The 18,190-nt window shown below is 65.9% G+C and carries 17 protein-coding genes; 14 read left to right on the top strand and 3 right to left on the bottom strand.

Features of this window, described 5'->3' with window-relative positions:
* Nucleotides 1-108: 108 nt before the first annotated feature.
* From LN047_RS22610 to cyoD, 10 genes are all read left to right on the top strand, one after another.
* Nucleotides 109-546 (top strand): DUF2946 family protein, encoded by a 438-nt coding sequence (locus tag LN047_RS22610; RefSeq protein ID WP_152382367.1) that lies wholly within the window; start codon nucleotides 109-111, stop codon nucleotides 544-546.
* 103 nt (nucleotides 547-649) lie between these two features.
* Nucleotides 650-1,273 (top strand): SCO family protein, encoded by a 624-nt coding sequence (locus LN047_RS22615; protein WP_373980233.1) that lies wholly within the window; start codon nucleotides 650-652, stop codon nucleotides 1,271-1,273.
* 22 nt (nucleotides 1,274-1,295) lie between these two features.
* Nucleotides 1,296-1,784, top strand: coding sequence for a copper chaperone PCu(A)C (locus tag LN047_RS22620; RefSeq protein ID WP_373980234.1), 489 nt, complete (start codon nucleotides 1,296-1,298; stop codon nucleotides 1,782-1,784).
* A 331-nt stretch (nucleotides 1,785-2,115) separates the two neighbouring features.
* Nucleotides 2,116-2,499 carry a DUF4148 domain-containing protein gene (locus tag LN047_RS22625; protein ID WP_373980235.1) on the top strand — a complete coding sequence of 128 codons (384 nt, stop codon included), beginning with the start codon at nucleotides 2,116-2,118 and terminating at the stop codon, nucleotides 2,497-2,499.
* A gap of 203 nt (nucleotides 2,500-2,702) precedes the next feature.
* Nucleotides 2,703-3,908, top strand: coding sequence for a HAMP domain-containing histidine kinase (locus tag LN047_RS22630; RefSeq protein ID WP_056326371.1), 1,206 nt, complete (start codon nucleotides 2,703-2,705; stop codon nucleotides 3,906-3,908).
* A gap of 5 nt (nucleotides 3,909-3,913) precedes the next feature.
* Nucleotides 3,914-4,465, top strand: coding sequence for a response regulator transcription factor (locus tag LN047_RS22635; protein ID WP_062839675.1), 552 nt, complete (start codon nucleotides 3,914-3,916; stop codon nucleotides 4,463-4,465).
* A gap of 259 nt (nucleotides 4,466-4,724) precedes the next feature.
* A complete protein-coding gene (gene cyoA / locus LN047_RS22640; RefSeq protein WP_056326366.1) occupies nucleotides 4,725-5,633 on the top strand; it encodes a ubiquinol oxidase subunit II in 909 nt (302 codons plus the stop codon).
* 2 nt (nucleotides 5,634-5,635) lie between these two features.
* On the top strand, nucleotides 5,636-7,612 hold the full coding sequence (gene cyoB, locus LN047_RS22645) for a cytochrome o ubiquinol oxidase subunit I (RefSeq protein ID WP_056326363.1): 1,977 nt from the start codon (nucleotides 5,636-5,638) through the stop codon (nucleotides 7,610-7,612).
* A gap of 3 nt (nucleotides 7,613-7,615) precedes the next feature.
* Entirely contained in the window at nucleotides 7,616-8,230 is a 615-nt protein-coding gene (cyoC, locus tag LN047_RS22650; RefSeq protein WP_056326361.1) for a cytochrome o ubiquinol oxidase subunit III, read from the top strand.
* Nucleotides 8,230-8,580 (top strand): cytochrome o ubiquinol oxidase subunit IV, encoded by a 351-nt coding sequence (gene cyoD / locus LN047_RS22655; protein ID WP_056326358.1) that lies wholly within the window; start codon nucleotides 8,230-8,232, stop codon nucleotides 8,578-8,580. Before cyoC ends, cyoD begins: the two co-directional genes overlap by 1 nt.
* A gap of 137 nt (nucleotides 8,581-8,717) precedes the next feature.
* Here the strand turns inward: cyoD and LN047_RS22660 are convergent, their stop codons facing one another.
* A complete protein-coding gene (locus LN047_RS22660; protein WP_373980236.1) occupies nucleotides 8,718-11,234 on the bottom strand; it encodes an ankyrin repeat domain-containing protein in 2,517 nt (838 codons plus the stop codon).
* A 180-nt stretch (nucleotides 11,235-11,414) separates the two neighbouring features.
* Here LN047_RS22660 and LN047_RS22665 point away from each other — a divergent pair, with 180 nt between their 5' ends.
* Nucleotides 11,415-12,044, top strand: a complete 630-nt coding sequence (locus LN047_RS22665; RefSeq protein ID WP_373980237.1) for a nitrogen fixation protein NifQ — start codon at nucleotides 11,415-11,417, stop codon at nucleotides 12,042-12,044.
* A 40-nt stretch (nucleotides 12,045-12,084) separates the two neighbouring features.
* Here LN047_RS22665 and LN047_RS22670 read toward each other — a convergent pair whose 3' ends face one another.
* Nucleotides 12,085-14,151: a TonB-dependent siderophore receptor gene (locus LN047_RS22670; RefSeq protein ID WP_373982175.1), complete on the bottom strand. Its 2,067-nt coding sequence runs from the start codon at nucleotides 14,149-14,151 to the stop codon at nucleotides 12,085-12,087.
* A 98-nt stretch (nucleotides 14,152-14,249) separates the two neighbouring features.
* Here LN047_RS22670 and LN047_RS22675 point away from each other — a divergent pair, with 98 nt between their 5' ends.
* The 3 genes from LN047_RS22675 (at nucleotide 14,250) to LN047_RS22685 (ending at nucleotide 15,725) form a co-directional block, all read left to right on the top strand.
* Nucleotides 14,250-14,465: a SlyX family protein gene (locus LN047_RS22675; protein ID WP_056326323.1), complete on the top strand. Its 216-nt coding sequence runs from the start codon at nucleotides 14,250-14,252 to the stop codon at nucleotides 14,463-14,465.
* 376 nt (nucleotides 14,466-14,841) lie between these two features.
* Entirely contained in the window at nucleotides 14,842-15,207 is a 366-nt protein-coding gene (locus tag LN047_RS22680; RefSeq protein WP_373980238.1) for a DUF4148 domain-containing protein, read from the top strand.
* A 137-nt stretch (nucleotides 15,208-15,344) separates the two neighbouring features.
* Nucleotides 15,345-15,725 (top strand): hypothetical protein, encoded by a 381-nt coding sequence (locus LN047_RS22685; protein WP_217618678.1) that lies wholly within the window; start codon nucleotides 15,345-15,347, stop codon nucleotides 15,723-15,725.
* A gap of 99 nt (nucleotides 15,726-15,824) precedes the next feature.
* Here the strand turns inward: LN047_RS22685 and LN047_RS22690 are convergent, their stop codons facing one another.
* Nucleotides 15,825-18,122 carry an NADP-dependent malic enzyme gene (locus tag LN047_RS22690; RefSeq protein WP_262759852.1) on the bottom strand — a complete coding sequence of 766 codons (2,298 nt, stop codon included), beginning with the start codon at nucleotides 18,120-18,122 and terminating at the stop codon, nucleotides 15,825-15,827.
* Between the last annotated feature and the right edge of the window lie 68 nt (nucleotides 18,123-18,190).

Below are 18,190 nucleotides of genomic sequence, written 5' to 3' on the forward strand. Positions count from 1 at the left end.
GAAACGGACAAGGAAAGCTCTGAAACCTGGGGCACGGGGTCGCGTGTCGGAAAGAAGTGCGTTCAAGGGTACCAAGAAATCGGGACCGCTTGGCATAGAATGCCTCTCATGTCTTACGCGACCCGGTCTTACCCGACCCGCCTCCTTTGCACGCTGCGCGCCCTGCGCGCCGACGGCGTGCTGTGGCTGGCGCTGCTGGCCCTGGCGCTGCGCGCGCTGGTGCCGGCCGGTTATATGCCGGACACCCGCGCCCTGCATGACGGCCGCCTGGAAGTCACCTTCTGCTCGGCGGCGGGCAACCTGTCGGCGATCAGCCTGGCGCTCCCGGCCGAAGGCGGCAAGGCCGGGCACGACACCGCCAATACGGGCGCCCAATGTCCCTTCGGACTGCTCGTCCACGTCACGCCCGCCACCGCACCGCCCATGGTGCCGCTGCTGCTGACGGCAGCCGGGCACGCCCCGCCCTTCTCCGCCCATCGCGCGCTGCCCGCGCAGCCCGCCCACGGTCCACCCCTCGGATCGCGCGCCCCACCCCCGCTGGCCTGACCCCGTCCCGGATCTTCCGTGCCCCTTGCGCATCCGCAACGGGCACGGACTGCCCCGCCGCGCGCCCCGGCTGCGCGGCCGACTCGTCAATCCAGAGGTACCCATGAATTCGCTGTTTACCCGCGCGTCCGCCGGCGCGCCGCGCGGCGTCGCGCCCGATCCGCGGCGCCGTCTGCTGCTTTCCACCCTGGCCCTGCTGCCCCTGGCCGGCTGCGGCAAGGACACCCCGCACCTGCACGGCATGGATCTGTCCGGCATGCCCACCGGCGACTTCCAGCTACAGGACACCGACGGCCAGACGCGGCGGCTGGCCGATTACCAGGGCCACCCCATCATGCTGTTCTTCGGCTTCACGCAATGCCCGGACGTCTGCCCGACCGCGCTGACCCGCGCCGTCGAGATCAAGTCCCTGCTGGGCGCCGACGCGGACAAGCTGCGCGTGCTGTTCATCACCGTGGACCCCGAGCGCGACACGCCCGAGATCCTGCGCGCGTACACCCAGGCCTTCGATCCCGGCTTCATCGGCCTGCGCGGCACGGCCGAACAGACCCGCGCCGCCGCCCAGTCGTTCAAGGTGTTCTTCCAGAAGGTCCCCACGGGCTCCTCCTACACCATGGACCACACCGCGCTGACTTATGTCATCGACGCCCAGGGCAAGCTGCGCATCGCGCTGCGCCACGAACAAAGTGCCCAGGACAGCGCGCAGGACCTGCGCACCGTCCTCTGACCCGATACCCAAGGAAACACTCATGAAGAAGATCTCGATCAAACCCGTGGCCGCCGCGCTTGCATTGGCGCTGGCCGGCTTTGGCCCGATGGCGCTGGCTCAGACCGCCGGACTGACCGTGGAGGACGCATGGGTGCGCGCCACGGTGCCCAACCAGCACGCGACCGGCGCGTTCATGCGCCTGACCGCCGCCGAATCCGGCCGGCTGGTCGGCGTGGAGTCCCAGGCTGCCAAGCACGTGGAAGTGCACGAGATGGCCATGCAGGACAACGTCATGAAGATGCGCCAGGTGGCGGGCATCGACCTGCCGGCCGGCAAGGCGGTGGAACTGAAACCGGGCGGCTACCACGTGATGCTGATCGACCTGGCCAAGCCCATCGCGGCCGGCGACCATGTCGCGCTGACGCTGATCGTTGAAGACGGCTCCAAGCAACAGCGGCGCATTCCCGTGGACGCGGTGGCGCGGCCGCTGAACGCAACTGCCGCGCCGGCCGGCGGCCACGGCCACTGACCTCTATATATAGAGATCCCGCCTGCATCGCGGCGCCGGCGCGGCAAGCCGGGCCGCCTTGCCGCGGGCCTGCGATCATCCCCCGCCGATCGCAGCCCGTCCCTCTGAAAGCGCGCTGACACTTCTGCTGCAAGCGTGAAATACCTTCTTCGCAGACGATGCGTGTTTCGCGCAACGCCGCCGCGCTCCCCCGGTCGAATCAGGAAAGCGACGGGAGCGCGCGACCTGGCTCCCGCAAGCATTGCCCGCATCCAGGAAATCGTCCGACGGCCGTATCGCGGACGACGGCGCGGCCGCACCGGCCGCATGCTTTGATTGCCAGGAGCGTTTCATGAAGACCTTTACCTCCACCCTGCTGCTCTGCGCCGGCCTCGCGGCCGCCGGAGCCGCCCAGGCGCAAGCCCAAGTGCAGTCCCCCTCGCCCGCCACGCAATACAAGCGGGATCTCTATGGGGACTGGCGCGTCGCCTACCCCGCCCCCACCGCGAAGTCCGCCAGCCAGGTCAGCGCCGAGCTGGCCCGCGCCAAAGCCGATGGCCAGTACACCTTCGGCGATGAAGCCTACCCGCCCGCGATGCCCGCCGGCCCATCCGAAAACCGCGCGCAGGTCGACCAGGAATTGCGGCAGGCCCAGGCGCACGGGCAGATGGCCTCCGACCAGGAAGACTATCCGCCCCCCGCAATGGCCCACAGCGGCACCTCGGACATCCACTGAAAACGGTGATATCAGGGACACATAACGCCCGGAGCGGCCCGGCGTCCGGGTCCGATTCGCCATACAATGCCTGCACATCCGCCGCCCGTGCCCACCCGGCCAGGCGGCAGCCGGCCACCGCCGCCGCGCTCAGGATGCCAGCGTTCCGCGCAGCCGGGCGCCCGTAACTGCCGGCAGGCTGGCCGGCGCCTCTGTATCTGGATATGCCCGGTAGTTCCGCCTTTTCATTCCTGCGTACCCTTTGCAGCCTGCGCTGGCTCGCCATCGCGGGCCAGGCCGCCACCATCCTGCTCGCCAGCAGCCTGCTGCGCCTGGATCTGCCGCTGGAACCGTTGTGGCTGGGCGTGGGTCTGTTGATCGGTTTCAACGTCTACGCCAGCCTGCGCCTGCGCCACCCGCGCGACCTCTCCCACGCCACCGCCTTCGGCCATCTGTTCGTCGACATGGCCGTATTGGCGTGGATGGTGGGCTGGAGCGGCGGCATCAGCAACCCGTTCGGGACGATGTTCCTGATCCTGACCGCCCTGGCCGCGCTGGCGCTGCCGCGCAACTGGGCGCTTGCGGCCGCGCTGGCCGGCGTGCTGGGCTATGGCGCCGCCGCGATCTTCGGACAGCCCCTGCGCGGCGACGTCGATCCCCATAGCCTGCTGCTGTGGGGCCTGGGCGCCAATTTCCTGATTTCGGTGGTGGTGGTGCTGGTGTTTTCGACCCGGCTGGCCGCCGACATGCGCGCCCGTGAGCGCGAGCTTGCCCGGCTGCGCGAACGCTTCACCCGCAACGAGGGCATCGTCGCCCTGGCCACGCACGCGGCCGCCATGGCGCACGAGCTGAACACGCCGCTCGCCACCATGACGCTGCTGACCGACGAGATTGCCGCCGAAGTCCAGGACGACGAAGACCTGCGGGCAGACGTCACCACCCTGAGCCAGCTTCTGGCCCTGTGCCGGGAACGGATCCGCAATCTGGCGGTCCCAACCGCCGTGGATCTGGTTCGCGTGGTGGGGCAATGGCGCCTGATCCGCCCGACCATCGACCTGCAGCGCTCGGGCACGTTGCCCACCAGCCTGCGCGTCGATCCGGCCATCGCCCACCTCTTGCAGGCGCTGCTGAACAACGCCGCCGACGCGGGCGAGGCCGCCGACGCGCCCCGCGTGGACCTGCACCTGGAATACGGCTACGGCGCCCTGCGTGGCGAAGTCCGCGATTACGGACGGGGTTTTGATCCCGACCATGCCATGCTGCCGGCGACCAGCCTGTTCAACAGCGGCAAGCCGGGAGGACTGGGCGTGGGCCTGGCCCTCTCGCATGCCACGGTGGAGCAGCTGGGCGGTGAAATGACCATGACCGCGGCCGAAGGCGGCGGCACCCGCATCCGCTTTTATTTACCTCTCGGCAACCCCGGGACCTGAATGTGATGAATGCAAACGATCTTGGCCTGCTGATCGACGACGACGAACTCTACGTGCGCACCCTGCAACGCAGCCTGTCGCGCCGCGGTCTGGAAACCCGCACCGCCACCGGCATCGCCGAGGCGCTGCGCGTGGCCGAAGAAATCCGTCCGGCCTTTGCCCTGGTCGACCTGCGCCTGGGCGAAGACTCCGGCCTGACCCTGATCCGGCCGCTGCGCGCGCTGCGCGAAGACATGCGCATCCTGCTGGTCACGGGCTACGCCAGCGTGGCGACCGCCGTGGAAGCCATCAAGCGCGGCGCCGACGACTACCTGCCCAAGCCGGCCACGGCCCCCATGATCCTGCGCACGCTGGGTCTGGTGAAGCCAGAAACAGTTACGATCGAAACGACCATGACCCCATTGCACCGCCTAGAATGGGAGCACATTCATCAGGCCCTGCACGAGACCGGCGGCAACGTTTCCGCCGCGGCGCGCCTCCTGGGCATGCACCGGCGCTCGCTCCAGCGCAAGCTGGCAAAAAAACCGGGGCCGGAACGCGAAGTTCTCGCGGATTGAATGCTGCGGGGCGACACATCTTTGCAACACCCCCGTGTGCAGGTGCGACATATCGTCGCACCCCACCCCCTCCCCTCGGGGCGTCCGCTCCCCTAGGAAAACCCTGAATCCGACGCCCTTGGGCCGGATTCCTCCCAGGCAATGCGACCATTCGTCGCACGCTTGACCAAAATCAAACCGATAGGATGGAGGTTGCTGCCTAGCAGCATTCCAGTCTGCTGCTCTGCAGCATTTCCCACCTTTCCATCCAAGGCTGTACGTGAAACACCCCCTCCTTGCGACCCTTACGCGCATATTTGGCGTCGGCGCGGTCATGCTGCTTGGCGGCTGCAACATGGAAATCCTCTCCCCCAAGGGAGATATCGGCATCCAGGAAAAGACGTTGCTGCTGACGGCGACCGGGCTCATGCTCATCGTTGTCATTCCCGTCCTCATCATGATCGTGGCTTTTGCTTGGAAGTACCGCGCTTCCAACACCAAAGCCGACTACCAGCCCAAGTGGGCTCACTCCACGGCAATCGAAGCCGTCGTCTGGACCGTCCCTTGCATCATCGTGGCGATCCTGGCCGTGATCACCTGGCGCTCCACGCACGCGCTGGATCCCTACAAGCCGCTCGTGTCCGAACACAAGCCGGTGACCATCGAGGTGGTCTCCCTGGATTGGAAGTGGCTGTTCATCTACCCCGAGTACGACATCGCCACGGTCAACGAGATCGCGTTCCCCGTGGACGTTCCGGTCAACTTCCGGATCACGTCGGCATCGGTGATGAATTCCTTCTTCATCCCCCAGCTCGGCAGCCAGATCTACTCGATGGCCGGCATGGAAACCAAGCTGCACCTGAATGCGCGCGAAATCGGCACCTACGCCGGCATTTCGGCCAACTACAGCGGCGGCGGTTTCTCGGGCATGCGCTTCAAGGCCCACGCCATGTCGCAGGAAGGATTCGACAACTGGATCAAGGAAGCCAAGGCTTCTCCCACCGCCCTGACCCCCGAGGTCTACGCGGAACTGACCAAGCGCAGCGAGCGCAATCCGGTCGTGAAGTACTCGTCGGCGCCGCCCGCCATGTTTGATTTCATTCTGGGCAGCACGATGAGCAAGATGGCCGGCGTGGACTCCGCCACGTGCACCTCCACGTCGAATAATCTGATCGCAGGAATCAACTAACAATGCTCGGGAAACTTACCCTCGAGGCCATTCCGTACCATGAACCTATCGTCATGGTTACGCTGGCCGCCGTGTGCCTGGGAGGCCTAGCGGTCTTCGGCGCCATCACCTACTTCAAGAAGTGGAAGTATCTCTGGACGGAGTGGCTCACTACCGTCGACCACAAGCGCATCGGTGTGATGTACATCATCGTTGCGCTCATCATGCTGCTGCGCGGCTTTGCCGACGCCATCATGATGCGCACGCAGCTTGCCGTCGCGTCAGCAGACTCGGCCGGCTTCCTGCCCCCGCACCACTACGACCAGATCTTCACCGCCCACGGCGTCATCATGATTTTCTTCATGGCGATGCCCTTCATCACCGGGCTGATGAACATCGTCGTGCCGCTGCAGATCGGCGCCCGCGACGTGGCGTACCCGTTCCTGAACTCGCTGAGCTTCTGGCTGTTCGGCGCCGGCGTCGCGCTGATGATGATCTCGCTGTTCGTGGGCGAATTCGCCGCGACCGGCTGGCTCGCGTATCCGCCGCTGTCCGGGCTGGACTACAGTCCAAGCGTGGGGGTGGATTACTACCTCTGGGCGCTGCAGATCTCCGGTCTGGGAACAACGCTTAGCGGCATCAACTTCATCGTCACCATCCTGCGCATGCGCGCGCCTGGCATGACCCTGATGAAGATGCCGATCTTCACGTGGACCTCGCTGGTCACCAACGTCCTGATCGTCGCCGCCTTCCCCGTGCTGGCCGCGACGCTGGCGCTGCTGACGATGGACCGCTACCTGGGCACGCACTTCTTCACGAACGACGGTGGCGGCAACGTCATGATGTACGTGAATCTGATCTGGATCTGGGGCCACCCCGAGGTCTACATCCTGGTGCTCCCGGCTTTCGGCGTGTATTCGGAAATCGTTGCCACGTTCGCCCGCAAGACGCTGTTCGGCTACAAGTCCATGGTCTACGCCACGGCCGCCATCGGCGTGCTGTCGTTCCTGGTCTGGCTGCACCACTTCTTCACCATGGGTGCGGGCGCCAACGTCAATGCCTTCTTCGGCATAGCGACAATGATCATCTCGATCCCGACCGGGGCGAAGATCTTCAACTGGCTGTTCACCATCTACCGCGGCCGCCTGCGCATCACGACGCCGGTGCTGTGGACGCTGGGCTTCATGATCGTCTTCGTCATCGGCGGCATGACCGGCGTGATGCTGGCCATCCCCGGCGTGTCGTTCGTGCTGCACAACAGCCTGTTCCTGATCGCGCACTTCCACAACACCATCATCGGTGGCGTGGTGTTCGGCTGCATCGCCGGCATGATCTACTGGTTCCCGAAGGCGTTTGGCTTCACGCTGAACGAACGTCTGGGCCGCTACTCGTTCTACTGCTGGTTCGTCGGTTTCTTCCTGGCCTTCATGCCCCTGTACATCCTGGGCTTCAAGGGCATGACGCGCCGCCTGAACCACTACGACAACCCCGAATGGCAGCCGTACCTGCTGGTCGCGCTGGCTGGCGCCGCGCTGATCATGCTGGGCATCTTCTTCCTGCTGCAGCAAGTGTTCGTCTCCGTGCGTCAGCGCAAGCAGAACCAGGACGTCACCGGCGATCCCTGGGATGGCCGCACCCTGGAATGGTCGATCTCGTCGCCCGCGCCTTTCTACAACTTCGCCCACGTTCCTCACGTCGATGAACTGGACCAGTTCTGGGAAGACAAGCAAAGCGGCAAGGCCTACAAGCGCCCGGCCAAGTACGAAGACATCCACATGCCGAAGAACACCGCCGCTGGTGTCTGGATTGGCGCCTTTGGCCTGGTCATGTGCTTTGCGCTGATCTGGCACATCTGGTGGCTGTCGATCGCCGGCCTCGTGGGCATGATCGGTTCGTTCATCGTTCGCGCCTATGACCGCGACGTCGACTACTGGGTTCCGGCCGCGGAAGTCGAACGCATCGAAAACGCTCACTTTGACAAAATGCAGAAGGCCGCCTGAGCCATGATTCAAGCCGTAGCCACTCACCCCCACGCGGGTCACGACGATCACGCGCATCACGACGATGGATCCAAGACCGTTTTCGGTTTCTGGGTCTATCTGATGAGCGACTTGCTGATCTTTTCGGTGCTGTTCGCCACGTTCGCGGTGTTGTCCAACGCCACCGCGGGCGGACCGTCCGGCAAGGAACTGTTCGACCTGAACTTCGTCCTGGTCGAAACGCTGTTGCTGCTGGTGTCCAGCTTCACCTTCGGCATGGCCAACCTGAACGTGCACGCCAACAACAAGAGCCGTGCCATGGGCTGGTTGATGGTCACGTTCCTGTTCGGCGCGGGCTTCATTGCGATGGAAATCTATGAATTCCATCACCTGATCAGCATCGGCGCCGGTCCGGGCCGCAGCGCCTACCTGTCCGCGTTCTTCACGCTGATCGGTACGCACGGCCTGCACGTGACCTTTGGCCTGATCTGGATCATCGTCATGCTCGACATGATCCGCCGCCATGGCCTGGACTCGATCAACAAGCGTCGTCTGGCGTGCCTGAGCCTGTTCTGGCACTTCCTGGACATCGTCTGGATCTGCGTCTTCACCTTTGTCTACCTCCTGGGAGCCCTCTGATGTCGCACTCCGCTGCGGCCGCACACGGCCACGACGATCACGCCGCCGATCACGGCAGCCTGAAGTCCTACATCATCGGTTTCGTGCTCTCGCTGCTGCTCACCTTCGGCTCGTTCGGCCTGGTGATGCACGGCGCGCTGTCCCACACCGCCACCATCATTGGCGTGGTGGCGCTGTGCATACTCCAGCTGCTGGTCCAGCTGGTGTACTTCCTGCACATGGGCGCATCGAAGTCGTCCCGCGACAACCTGGCCACGTTTGTCTTCACCGTGATGATCATCTTCATCATCGTCGGTGGTTCGGCCTGGGTGCTGTACAACATGAACGTCAACATGGGCCACGCCATGTAAGACGGCCTGCCGTTCAGGCAAGCAGAACAGGCGCCCTCGGGCGCCTGTTTTTTTTGCTGCGCTCAAATGAAAGCCACGACCGCGCGTGGTGGGGAACACGGCGGCGGTGCGCGGCGCTGCCGGCGCGCCCGCGTGGGTCAGCGCGCCGGGTCGGCCGCAGTAAAAGTCACGTCGGCGCGACGCGCCAGTTCCGCGGCCGTCACCCCAACGAAGGGCTGCACGCGCGCGGCCTGGTTCAGGTCGCACCCCGCCGGGCCTGCGGCCGCGTCGAGCACCTGCTTGACCGCGCGTCCGCCCATCGGGCTCACCGGACCGCTATTGCCCAGCTGCCAGGCCAGCACATCCGCCACGGCCATGCCGCAACGCGCCGGCGTCCGGGGCCTGCCGCCGTATTCCAGCAACAAACGCACCTTGTTGTCCTTGCCCAGGCTCAGCATGGTCACGAGCGGCAGCGCGTCCGGCGCGGCAACGCCCTCCAGCCGCAGGTCCGGATCGCTCCGGTCCGTGGGGTCCGCCCCCGCCTTCAACCAGGCCTCGTACAGATCGTCGGGCAGCCACGGCAGGCCGAGCGGCGCGATCCGGTTGCGCAGCGGCACCGCCGCGTCCGCCGCGGCCGCAAGCGGCACGCCCGCCGCCACCAGGCGGTCGGCGGTGGCGCGCAGCCGCGCGCGCTGGCCGTCCCACGCCGCGCTGTTGCCGTCGGCCACCGCGCGTTGCTCCGCGCGGTTCCACACCGACAGCAGGCTGGACAGCGGCTCCGTGGACAGCGGCGCCTGAGGCGGGCGCGCGGCCTGCATCAGTTGATCGATCAGACCCGGCTGAAGATAGCGGGCCGCCAGCGACAGGCCCTCGTCCAGTCCATTGCGGTCCGGCTTCTCTTTCGTCGCGCCGTAGCCGCCCACCGCGGGATCGGCCCCGTGCGCCAGCGCGAACGTCACGCGCTCGGGGACGGGATAGGTCGCGACCGGCGTCAGGTCGCCGCCCGGAAATTCACGCAACGCCGAGAGCAACGGCGTTTCCCACATGGGACTGTTTCCGTAATACATGCGGATATAGGCGGCATTGATGTCCGCCCCGCGCGCGAGCAGCTTTTCGGCGAACCAGAAGTTCTTCGGGGTTTGCAGCGCCGCGTGCAGCAGCGAGCGCCCATTCTTTTCGCGCGCGTTCGGATTGGCGCCCTTTTCCAGCAGGTAGACCAGGTTGTCCTTGCTGTCGCTGTAGTAAGCGATGCGGCGCATCAGCAGCGGTGTGCCGTTGGAGTCCAATGCATCCACCGGCGCGCCCGCGGCAATCAGCATGTCGGCCAGCGCGTAGCGCTCTGCGGCCGGGCGGGTGTCCTTGGCGTCGGGCAATGCGCTGGCCACCAGCGAGAACCCGTTGTCAGGGCCATCCGCCTTCGCGCCCGCATCCAGCAACGCGCGCACCATCTCGAGCTGTTTGCGCGTCACGGCCACGGCCAGCGCGGACCTGCCGTATTCGTTCACGCCGTTCGGATCCTGACCGCCGGCAAGCTCGGCGCGCACCGCGTTCACATCACCGGCCTGGATCCCCTGAAAGATCGCCAGGCGCGGACGGCAGGCCGTCGCATCAAGCGCCGGGGATCCCAGCGCGGCGCCGATGCGGGCGGCAACGTTGCCGGGAATGGCTTCCTTGGCCGCAAGGCGCCGCGTGCAATACAGCCGGTAGTCTTCGCGCGCCAGCGCCTCGTAGTAGGCGCGCTCCTCACGCGACGTCTCGCGCTGCTTCCAGCGGGCGTCGGCGCGGTTCAGGTAGGCGGCGGTGCGCGACGGATCGCGCCGCAGCACGTCGGTCAGGATGCGGTCCGCCTGCGCCGTGTCGCCCGACTCGGCCAGCCAGAAGCCGTAGTCGTTCAAGGCGGTCGTCATCTCGGCGTCCTTGCCGGCCGGATCGATCTCGCGATAATCCTGCGCCATCACAAAACGGCGCAGATCGGCCAGCGCCCGCTGGAACTCGGCCGTCTTGGCACGCGGAATGGCGCGCGCCACCTGATGCAGGGTTCGGAACGTGGCCGTCACATCCGGCGCCGTCTGGTGCTCGAAGCGCACCTGCGCGGGAAACGCGTCCAGCCGCGAGGGATACTCGCGCAGCACCGCCTGCAGCGTCGTCATGGCCTGCGCCCGGCGCGCCTCATCCCACGGCCGGCCGCTCGTGACCACGGCAAGCTGCACGTCCGCATTCACGGATGCAGCCTCGCCCTTGCCGTCCACCAGAAACCCTGTGGCCTTGCCGGCCGGGGCGCGGTGATCGGCCAGGCCGACCCAATAAAAGGCTTCGTCTGCGCGCGGCGACCTGACCTGCACGTTCTCCTCACGCGAGGCCGTCCAGCCTTCGGGGTCGATCACCAGCGGCTGCGACCGGAAATCCAGCCGGAAGTCCTTGCCCCCCTCGCGCACATAGCGGTACAGGTACAGGCGGTTCTCCATCTGCCCGACAAGCACCACGTCCTTGACGTTCTCGGTACCCCAGACCCGGCGCTCGGGTTCGCGCAGCGGATAGCGAGACAGGCGGATCGATTCGATGACCGCGCCGATGTCGGATGCCAGGGCCGGTGGCGGCGCTGCCGCCATGCCGGCCAGCGTCAGCGCGACGGCGCCAAACAGACGGGTGACAACGGGGCGGAACGGGCGCGGCATGTACAGGAGACGTCGGCAATGAAAGGGATGCCGATGATACCCGTCCCCACTGCACACCCTCGGGTATGTCCCAACGGGGATTGACCCGTAGATGGCACAAACCCGCCGATTATTCGTTATATAGTCGCCCCTACATTGTTTAGTTAACACCTTAGCAAACCGATTCCGCAGCAGATCATCATGGACGCCAAGCCCGTGCCGACCTTTACTCCCGACCCCCGCATCGCCGATCGGGCCCAACGGTTTGCCGACGCCTTGTTGCGTCACGCGCCTCCCGTCCATCCCGATGCCGGCTTTTTTGCCGCGGTCCTGGGTACCAGCATCGCGCACGAGGACCTTGCCCGTAGCGGCTTGTCGCCCGCCGAACTGAAGGACCTTCTGGACTATCTGTTCCCCGGCGCCCTGACCGGATTCGACACCTCCCTGTCCGCGCTGCGCGAACAGTTCGCCGCCTATGTGGGCAAGGGCGCCAGCGATCCGCAACCCGGGTTCACGCTACTGATGCGCGTGCTGCTGGACGCCTACCGCGCGCCCGGCCCCGAGACGACCCAATGGGTCAGCAGCATCCTCGCGCACGCCTGCCTGCGGCCCGATCACCTGTGGCGCGACCTGGGCCTGTCCGGACGCGAAGACGTCACCGTGCTGCTCGCGCGCCACTACCCCGGACTGGTAAGCCGCAACGTCGACAACATGCGCTGGAAGAAATTCCTGGCCTACTCCGCCTGCGAACACGCCGGCCTGCCCGCCGCAGCCGCGCCCGGATGCGGCGACTGCGAGGACAGCGAGTTCTGCTACCGGGCCGCGGCATAAGCGGCGGGGCGGAGCAAGGCAGCCCGCCGCACCTCATGCATCAAAACCGATAAGTCGCCCCCACCCCAACGCCGGCATTCCGGCCGGGCGCCGGTTCGTAGTAGCGTCCGTTCGCTTCGTTGACGATCACCGAACCCGCGTAGTCGCGATCGAACAGGTTGTCGACGCGGGCGTAGGCGTTCAGTTTCCATTGGCCCACCTGCTTCACGTAGCCGACGCTGGCAGCGGCCACGAAGTAGGCGGGTGCGTCCGCGTTGTTGGCGTCGTTGACGTAGATCTTGGACAGGTAGCGGCCTTCCACGCCTGCTTGCCAGCCTTCGGGCGGCGCCCAGGCCAGGGAGGCGAAGGCCGCCTGACGTGCGATGCCCGGGATCTTGTTGCCGGCGCGGATGTTGCCCGAACCGTCGTCGGCGTAGCGGGCGTTGAGCAGCGTGTAGGCCACTTGCGTGCGCCAGTGCTGCGCGAATTCTCCGGACCAGCTCAGTTCCAGACCGTCTCGGCGAGTGCGGCCGGCGTTCTGGTAACTGGTGCGGCCGCCTGAACTGCCGGCGGAGACGATTTCGTCGTCGGTGCGGGTATGAAAGACCGCGGCCGTCAGCAGGCCGCCTGCCATGCGCGCCTTGATGCCGGCTTCAAGATTGGTGCTGACCGACGGCATCAAGCCGAAGTTCAGGCCCGGGTCGCCGTCGGGCCGGTACGAGATTTCGTTCAGCGTCGGCGTCTCGAAACCGCGCCCGTATGAGGTGTAGACGCTGACGTCGTCATTGACGGCGTAGCGCAGCGCGGCGACGGGCAAGGCCTTGCGGTAGCGCGCGCTGCCGCTGTCGTCGGCGTTGCCGGGGGTGATGTAGTGGTCGTCGGAATCGAAGCGGACCGTGCTGTATCGCAGCCCGGCGTCCAGCGTCCAGCGGTCCGCGAAGTTCCAGGACGCCTGGACATAGGGGTCGGCGTTGTAGACGCGGTTGGTCTCGTCGCGCCGCAGGGCGCCCTGCACGCCGAGTTGCCGGCTGGAGCCCGCTCCAGTGAAGTTCTGGTAGCCCTTGCGGTCTTCCTGCATGGCGTCGTAGGCAAAGCCGCCGATCAGGGTCAGCGCCCGGCCGCCCAGGGCAAGCTCGGACGTCCAGCGCACGTCGGCGCCGCCGTATTCGCGTTTGAGGTCGATGACGCCGCCGGCTTGCGTGGGTGGGATTTGCACCGCGGGAGGGATCGACTGGTACTGCGTCGTGTCTCGCTGGCCGTAGTAGACCATCACGCGCAGCGCGTTGCGGCCGTCGACCTGGTGGTCGAAGACCAGCCCGCCCTGCGTCTGCTTTACCGTCTTGCGCGTGTTGTATTGCTCGGCAAGCGGCGCGCTGCGCGGGTCGTCCTGGAACTGCTGGTAGGTCAGGCCCAGCGGATCCTGCGCCTTCAGGTCGACGCTGTTGACGAGCAGCGTCAGGCGGCTGTCGTCATTCAGTTGCAGGCCGAGCTTTGCATTGCCCAGATTCTTGCGGGCGGCGCTGTGGTCGCGATAGCCGTCGGTGGTGAAGCGCGACAGGTCCAGCACATAGTCCAGTTGACCGGCGCCCGTGCCCGACACCCCGCTTGCCATCGCGCCATAGCGCCATGTGCCATAGCTGCCGCCCCAGCCGCTGGCGGTGATCTCGGGCGGGTCGGCGCCGTCCTGCGTGAAGACCTGGATGACGCCGCCGGAAGAGTTGCCGTACAGCGCCGAGAACGGGCCGCGCAGCACCTCGACGCGGTCGATGGAGCCGATGTCGATATTGGAGGTCTGCCCCTGGCCATCCGGCATCGTTGCGGGAATGCCGTCCACGTAGAGGCGCACGCCCCGCACGCCAAACGTGGAGCGCGCGCCAAAGCCGCGGCTGGATATCTGCAGGTCTTGCGCGTAGTTCTGGCGGTTCTGGATCTGCAGGCCCGGCACGCTTGCCAGCCCTTCGGACAGGTTTATGCCCGGCTGCTGCCAGCGCATGGCGCTGCCTTGGACGACGTCGACCGAAGCTGGCGTCTCCAGCACCTCGGTGCCCAGCCGTGTGCCGGTCACCACCACCGGGGCCAGCGTGTCGGCCTGCGCCAGCGCGGTGGCAGCCGGCGCAAGCGCCAGTATTGTGCCCGCCGTCCACCGCCAGGTCCCGCTGTCCCGCCATTGCCGCTGTACCAAACTTCTCTCCTGTGCCTGGGCGGGAATGGGTTCTAATACCCGCCATGGAAAATACGCAAGACATTGAACGCCGGCTGTTGGACCTGGAGGTCAAGGCCAGCTTCTCGGATGATCTTCTGGAGCAGTTGAACCAGATCATCGTCCGCCAGCAACAGCAGATCGACCGGCTCATGCGCGAGGTCGCCGACCTGCGCCAGCAGGCGCCCGAGGGCGCAGCCCCTTTTCGCAGCCTGCGCGACGAACTGCCGCCGCACTACTGATTGCGAAGCCTGAAGGCGCTGAATCCTGGTCATCCTACCCAAGGGTCCTGGCCGGCGCATCTGCCATAGGGGCGCCCGCGCCCGCAGCGAATATCGTGCCCACTGCGCGGGGGCCATCGGGTTCGTGGCCGCGGCTCGTCGAAGCTGCCGGGGCGCGCCGGCGACGCCAAGACTATCTCACGACCAAACATTCCATCAGCGGCATCAAAACCTGAAATACGGCCAGAATTTTCCATTGATGGAATTATCTTTTACGGATATCCGGGTTTATCCGCATTCTAGATCGGCGCAAGATTCAGCCATCGGGAAACAGCAACGAACCACGACGGAAAGGCCGCCGGATTCGCTCCCAGGCTCTAGAAATCGGAGGTTTACCATGAAGACCCTTGCTACCGCTGTGATGTTTTCGCTGGCTGCACTGAGCGCCGGCGCCTACGCCTCGCCCAACATCGAACCCAACAACGTGCCCTTCCAGGGTGTCTATGGCACCCCCTACGAAGGTCCGACCCGCGCCCAGGTGCAGGCCGAACTGGCCGCCGCGAAAGCCGCCGCCAAGGCCGCCGGGGTCAACACCAACGCCGAACCGAACAACACGCCCTTCCAGGGTGTCTACGGCACGCCGCACACGGGCAAGACCCGCGCCGAGGTCCAGGCCGAACTGGCCGCCGCGAAGACCGCGGGCCAGGTGTCCAACGTCGAACCGAATGACATGCCGTTCGCGGGCGTTTATCGCAGCAACTGAAGCGGCGCAGATTTACCCTCCCCTTGTTGTACGTTGGCCGCCCGGTTGGGCGGCCTTTTTTTGGCGTACTATCGGCTCAGATTCATGATGCAGACTCGCTTACCGCCGCATTGGCTGTTCACACCAGGGAGCCCATCTTGATATACCCCCGCGTTCTTGCCGCGTTGCTGCTGTCCGGCGGCATGGCGTCGGTGGCGGTTGCCGCCCCGCCCGTCATGCTCAACGACGCCCTTATCACCCAGATCTCCAAGGCCGACCGCGCCTCGTTCCACGAAGCCGTGGCGCAAGCGCTGAACAGCTCGGCCGACGGCCAGAGCACCGAATGGAAAAGCGCGCATCAGCCCAAGCGTGCGGCGCCGATCACGGTGCAGCTGACTCCCAAGCAGACCACCCGCGCCGGCAACGACCGGGTTTGCCGCTTCCTGGTGGGCAACTTTGCGCGGACCAGCACCTCGGAAACGTGGCAGTTCTGGTTCTGCAAACAGCCCGACGGCACCTGGAAGGCCAGCGCCAACTAGGCCGCCCGGCGCCCCCCGGAAGAAAAATGCGCGCCAGCCCCGTAAGGGGTGGCGCGCATTGTCATGCCCGCGCAAGACGCGCGGGCCGGTGAAGGCTGATCAGGCGCCTTCGACGCGGTTCGCGTCCAGCACGGTCATGGCCGTCATGTTGATGATGCGGCGCACGGTGGAGCTGTTGGTCAGGATGTGCACGGGGGCATTGGCGCCCAGCAGGAACGGACCCACCGCCACATTGCCGCCCGCGGCGGTCTTGAGCAGGTTGTAGGCGATGTTGCCCGAGTCCACGTTCGGGCACACCAGCAGGTTGGCTTCGCCTTTCAGCGTGGAGGACGGCAGGATGCGCATGCGCAGTGCCTCGTCCAGCGCGCAGTCGCCGTGCATTTCGCCGTCGATTTCCAGTTCGGGCGCGGATTCGCGGACCAGTTCCAGCGCGCGGCGCATCTTTTCTCCGGAGGCCGAGCTGCCCGAGCCGAAGTTCGAACGCGACAACAGCGCGACCTTCGGCGCCAGGTTCATGCGCGCCATTTCCTGGGCGGCCATGATGGTGAATTCGGCGATCTGCTCGGCCGTGGGATCGTCGTTCACGTGCGTGTCCACCAGCACCACCGTGCGCTCGTCGAGCAGCAGGATGTTCATGGCGGCATACACGTTGTGGCCAGGGCGACGGCCGATCACTTCGTCCACAAAACGCAGGTGGTCGTGGTACGCGCCCACCGTGCCGCAGACCATGCCGTCGGCATCGCCCAGGTGCACCATCATCGCGCCGATCAGCGTCAGGCGGCGGCGCATTTCCACGCGCGCCATTTCCTTGGTGATGCCGCGGCGGCTCATCAGTTCCCAATACGTCGTCCAGTACTGATGGAAGCGCTCGTCGTATTCGGGGTTGGTGACTTCGACGTCCTCGCCCAGACGCAGGCGCAGGCCGAATTTTTCGATGCGCGAGAGCAGCACGGCGGGACGGCCCACCAGGATGGGACGCGCCAGGCCTTCGTCGACGATGACCTGGACCGCGCGTAGCACGCGTTCGTCTTCGCCTTCGGTGAAGACGATTCGCGCCTTACCGCCCGAACGCACGATGCGCTTGGCGGCCGAGAACAGCGGCTTCATGAACGCGCCGGAGTGATACACGAACTGCTGCAGTTGTTCTTCGTAGGCTTCCAGGTCGGCTAGCGGACGCGTCGCAACGCCGCCCTCCATCGCGGCCTTGGCCACGGCGGGCGCGATGCGCACGATGAGGCGCGGATCGAACGGCTTGGGGATCAGGTATTCAGGGCCGAACGAGATGTCATACGTGCCGTAGGCCGCGGCCACGACTTCGTTCTGCTCTTCTTCGGCCAGGTCGGCAATGGCATGCACCGCCGCCATTTCCATCTCGCGCGTGATGGTCGTGGCGCCCACGTCCAGCGCGCCGCGGAAGATGTACGGGAAGCACAGCACGTTGTTGACCTGGTTCGGGTAGTCCGACCGGCCCGTGGCCATCACCACGTCGTCGCGCACGCCGTGCGCCACTTCCGGCAGGATTTCCGGCGTGGGGTTGGCCAGCGCCAGGATCAGCGGACGCGGGCCCATGGCGGCCACCATTTCCGGTTTCAGCACGCCGCCGGCCGACAGGCCCAGGAACACGTCGGCGTCCTGGATCACTTCGGCCAGCTTGCGGGCGTCGGTCTTTTGCGCAAAGCGCGCCTTGTCCGGGTCCATCAGCGTGGTGCGGCCTTCATAGACCACGCCTTCGATATCGGTGACCCAGATGTTTTCCAGCGGCAGGCCCAGGTCCACCATCAGGTCCAGGCATGCCAGCGCCGCGGCGCCCGCGCCGGACGTGACCACCTTGACCTGCTTGATGTCCTTGCCCACGACCTTCAGGCCGTTGATGAAGGCCGCCGACACGGTAATGGCGGTGCCGTGCTGGTCATCGTGAAAGACCGGGATCTTCATGCGCTCGCGCAGCTTGCGCTCGACGGTGAAGCATTCGGGCGCCTTGATGTCTTCGAGGTTGATGCCGCCGAAGGTGGCTTCCAGACCGGCAATGATCTCGACCAGCTTGTCCGGGTCGGTTTCGTTGATTTCGATGTCAAAGACATCCAGGCCGGCGAACTTCTTGAACAGCACCGCCTTGCCTTCCATGACGGGCTTGGAGGCCAGCGCGCCGATGTTGCCCAGGCCCAGCACCGCGGTGCCGTTGGTGATGACGCCCACCAGGTTGCCGCGCGCCGTGTAGCGGTACACGTTGGACGGATCGGCCACGATTTCCTCGCAGGCCGCCGCCACGCCGGGCGAATACGCCAGCGCCAGGTCGCGCTGGTTGACGAGCGGCTTGGACGCCACGACGGAGATCTTTCCCGGGGTGGGGAACTCGTGATAGTCCAGGGCTGCCTGGCGGTCGGAGGGGTTGTTCATGGGCTGTGGCCTCGCTGTCTTGAATGAGCAAAATTCTAGGCGTTAAGACATAAGGCGTTCATTCGGAT

This window comes from Achromobacter sp. JD417 (assembly GCF_041879325.1).
GTDB lineage: Bacteria > Pseudomonadota > Gammaproteobacteria > Burkholderiales > Burkholderiaceae_B > Achromobacter > Achromobacter mucicolens.

Coding starts and splice junctions, on each gene's coding strand:
- LN047_RS22620 (WP_373980234.1), top strand. CDS start 1,296: ATGAAGAAGATCTCGATCAAACCCGTGGCCGCCGCGCTTGCATTGGCG.
- LN047_RS22615 (WP_373980233.1), top strand. CDS start 650: ATGAATTCGCTGTTTACCCGCGCGTCCGCCGGCGCGCCGCGCGGCGTC.
- cyoB (WP_056326363.1), top strand. CDS start 5,636: ATGCTCGGGAAACTTACCCTCGAGGCCATTCCGTACCATGAACCTATC.
- LN047_RS22680 (WP_373980238.1), top strand. CDS start 14,842: ATGAAGACCCTTGCTACCGCTGTGATGTTTTCGCTGGCTGCACTGAGC.
- LN047_RS22630 (WP_056326371.1), top strand. CDS start 2,703: ATGCCCGGTAGTTCCGCCTTTTCATTCCTGCGTACCCTTTGCAGCCTG.
- LN047_RS22610 (WP_152382367.1), top strand. CDS start 109: ATGTCTTACGCGACCCGGTCTTACCCGACCCGCCTCCTTTGCACGCTG.
- LN047_RS22660 (WP_373980236.1), bottom strand. CDS start 11,234: ATGCCGCGCCCGTTCCGCCCCGTTGTCACCCGTCTGTTTGGCGCCGTC.
- cyoD (WP_056326358.1), top strand. CDS start 8,230: ATGTCGCACTCCGCTGCGGCCGCACACGGCCACGACGATCACGCCGCC.
- LN047_RS22625 (WP_373980235.1), top strand. CDS start 2,116: ATGAAGACCTTTACCTCCACCCTGCTGCTCTGCGCCGGCCTCGCGGCC.
- LN047_RS22665 (WP_373980237.1), top strand. CDS start 11,415: ATGGACGCCAAGCCCGTGCCGACCTTTACTCCCGACCCCCGCATCGCC.
- cyoC (WP_056326361.1), top strand. CDS start 7,616: ATGATTCAAGCCGTAGCCACTCACCCCCACGCGGGTCACGACGATCAC.
- LN047_RS22675 (WP_056326323.1), top strand. CDS start 14,250: ATGGAAAATACGCAAGACATTGAACGCCGGCTGTTGGACCTGGAGGTC.
- LN047_RS22690 (WP_262759852.1), bottom strand. CDS start 18,122: ATGAACAACCCCTCCGACCGCCAGGCAGCCCTGGACTATCACGAGTTC.
- LN047_RS22635 (WP_062839675.1), top strand. CDS start 3,914: ATGAATGCAAACGATCTTGGCCTGCTGATCGACGACGACGAACTCTAC.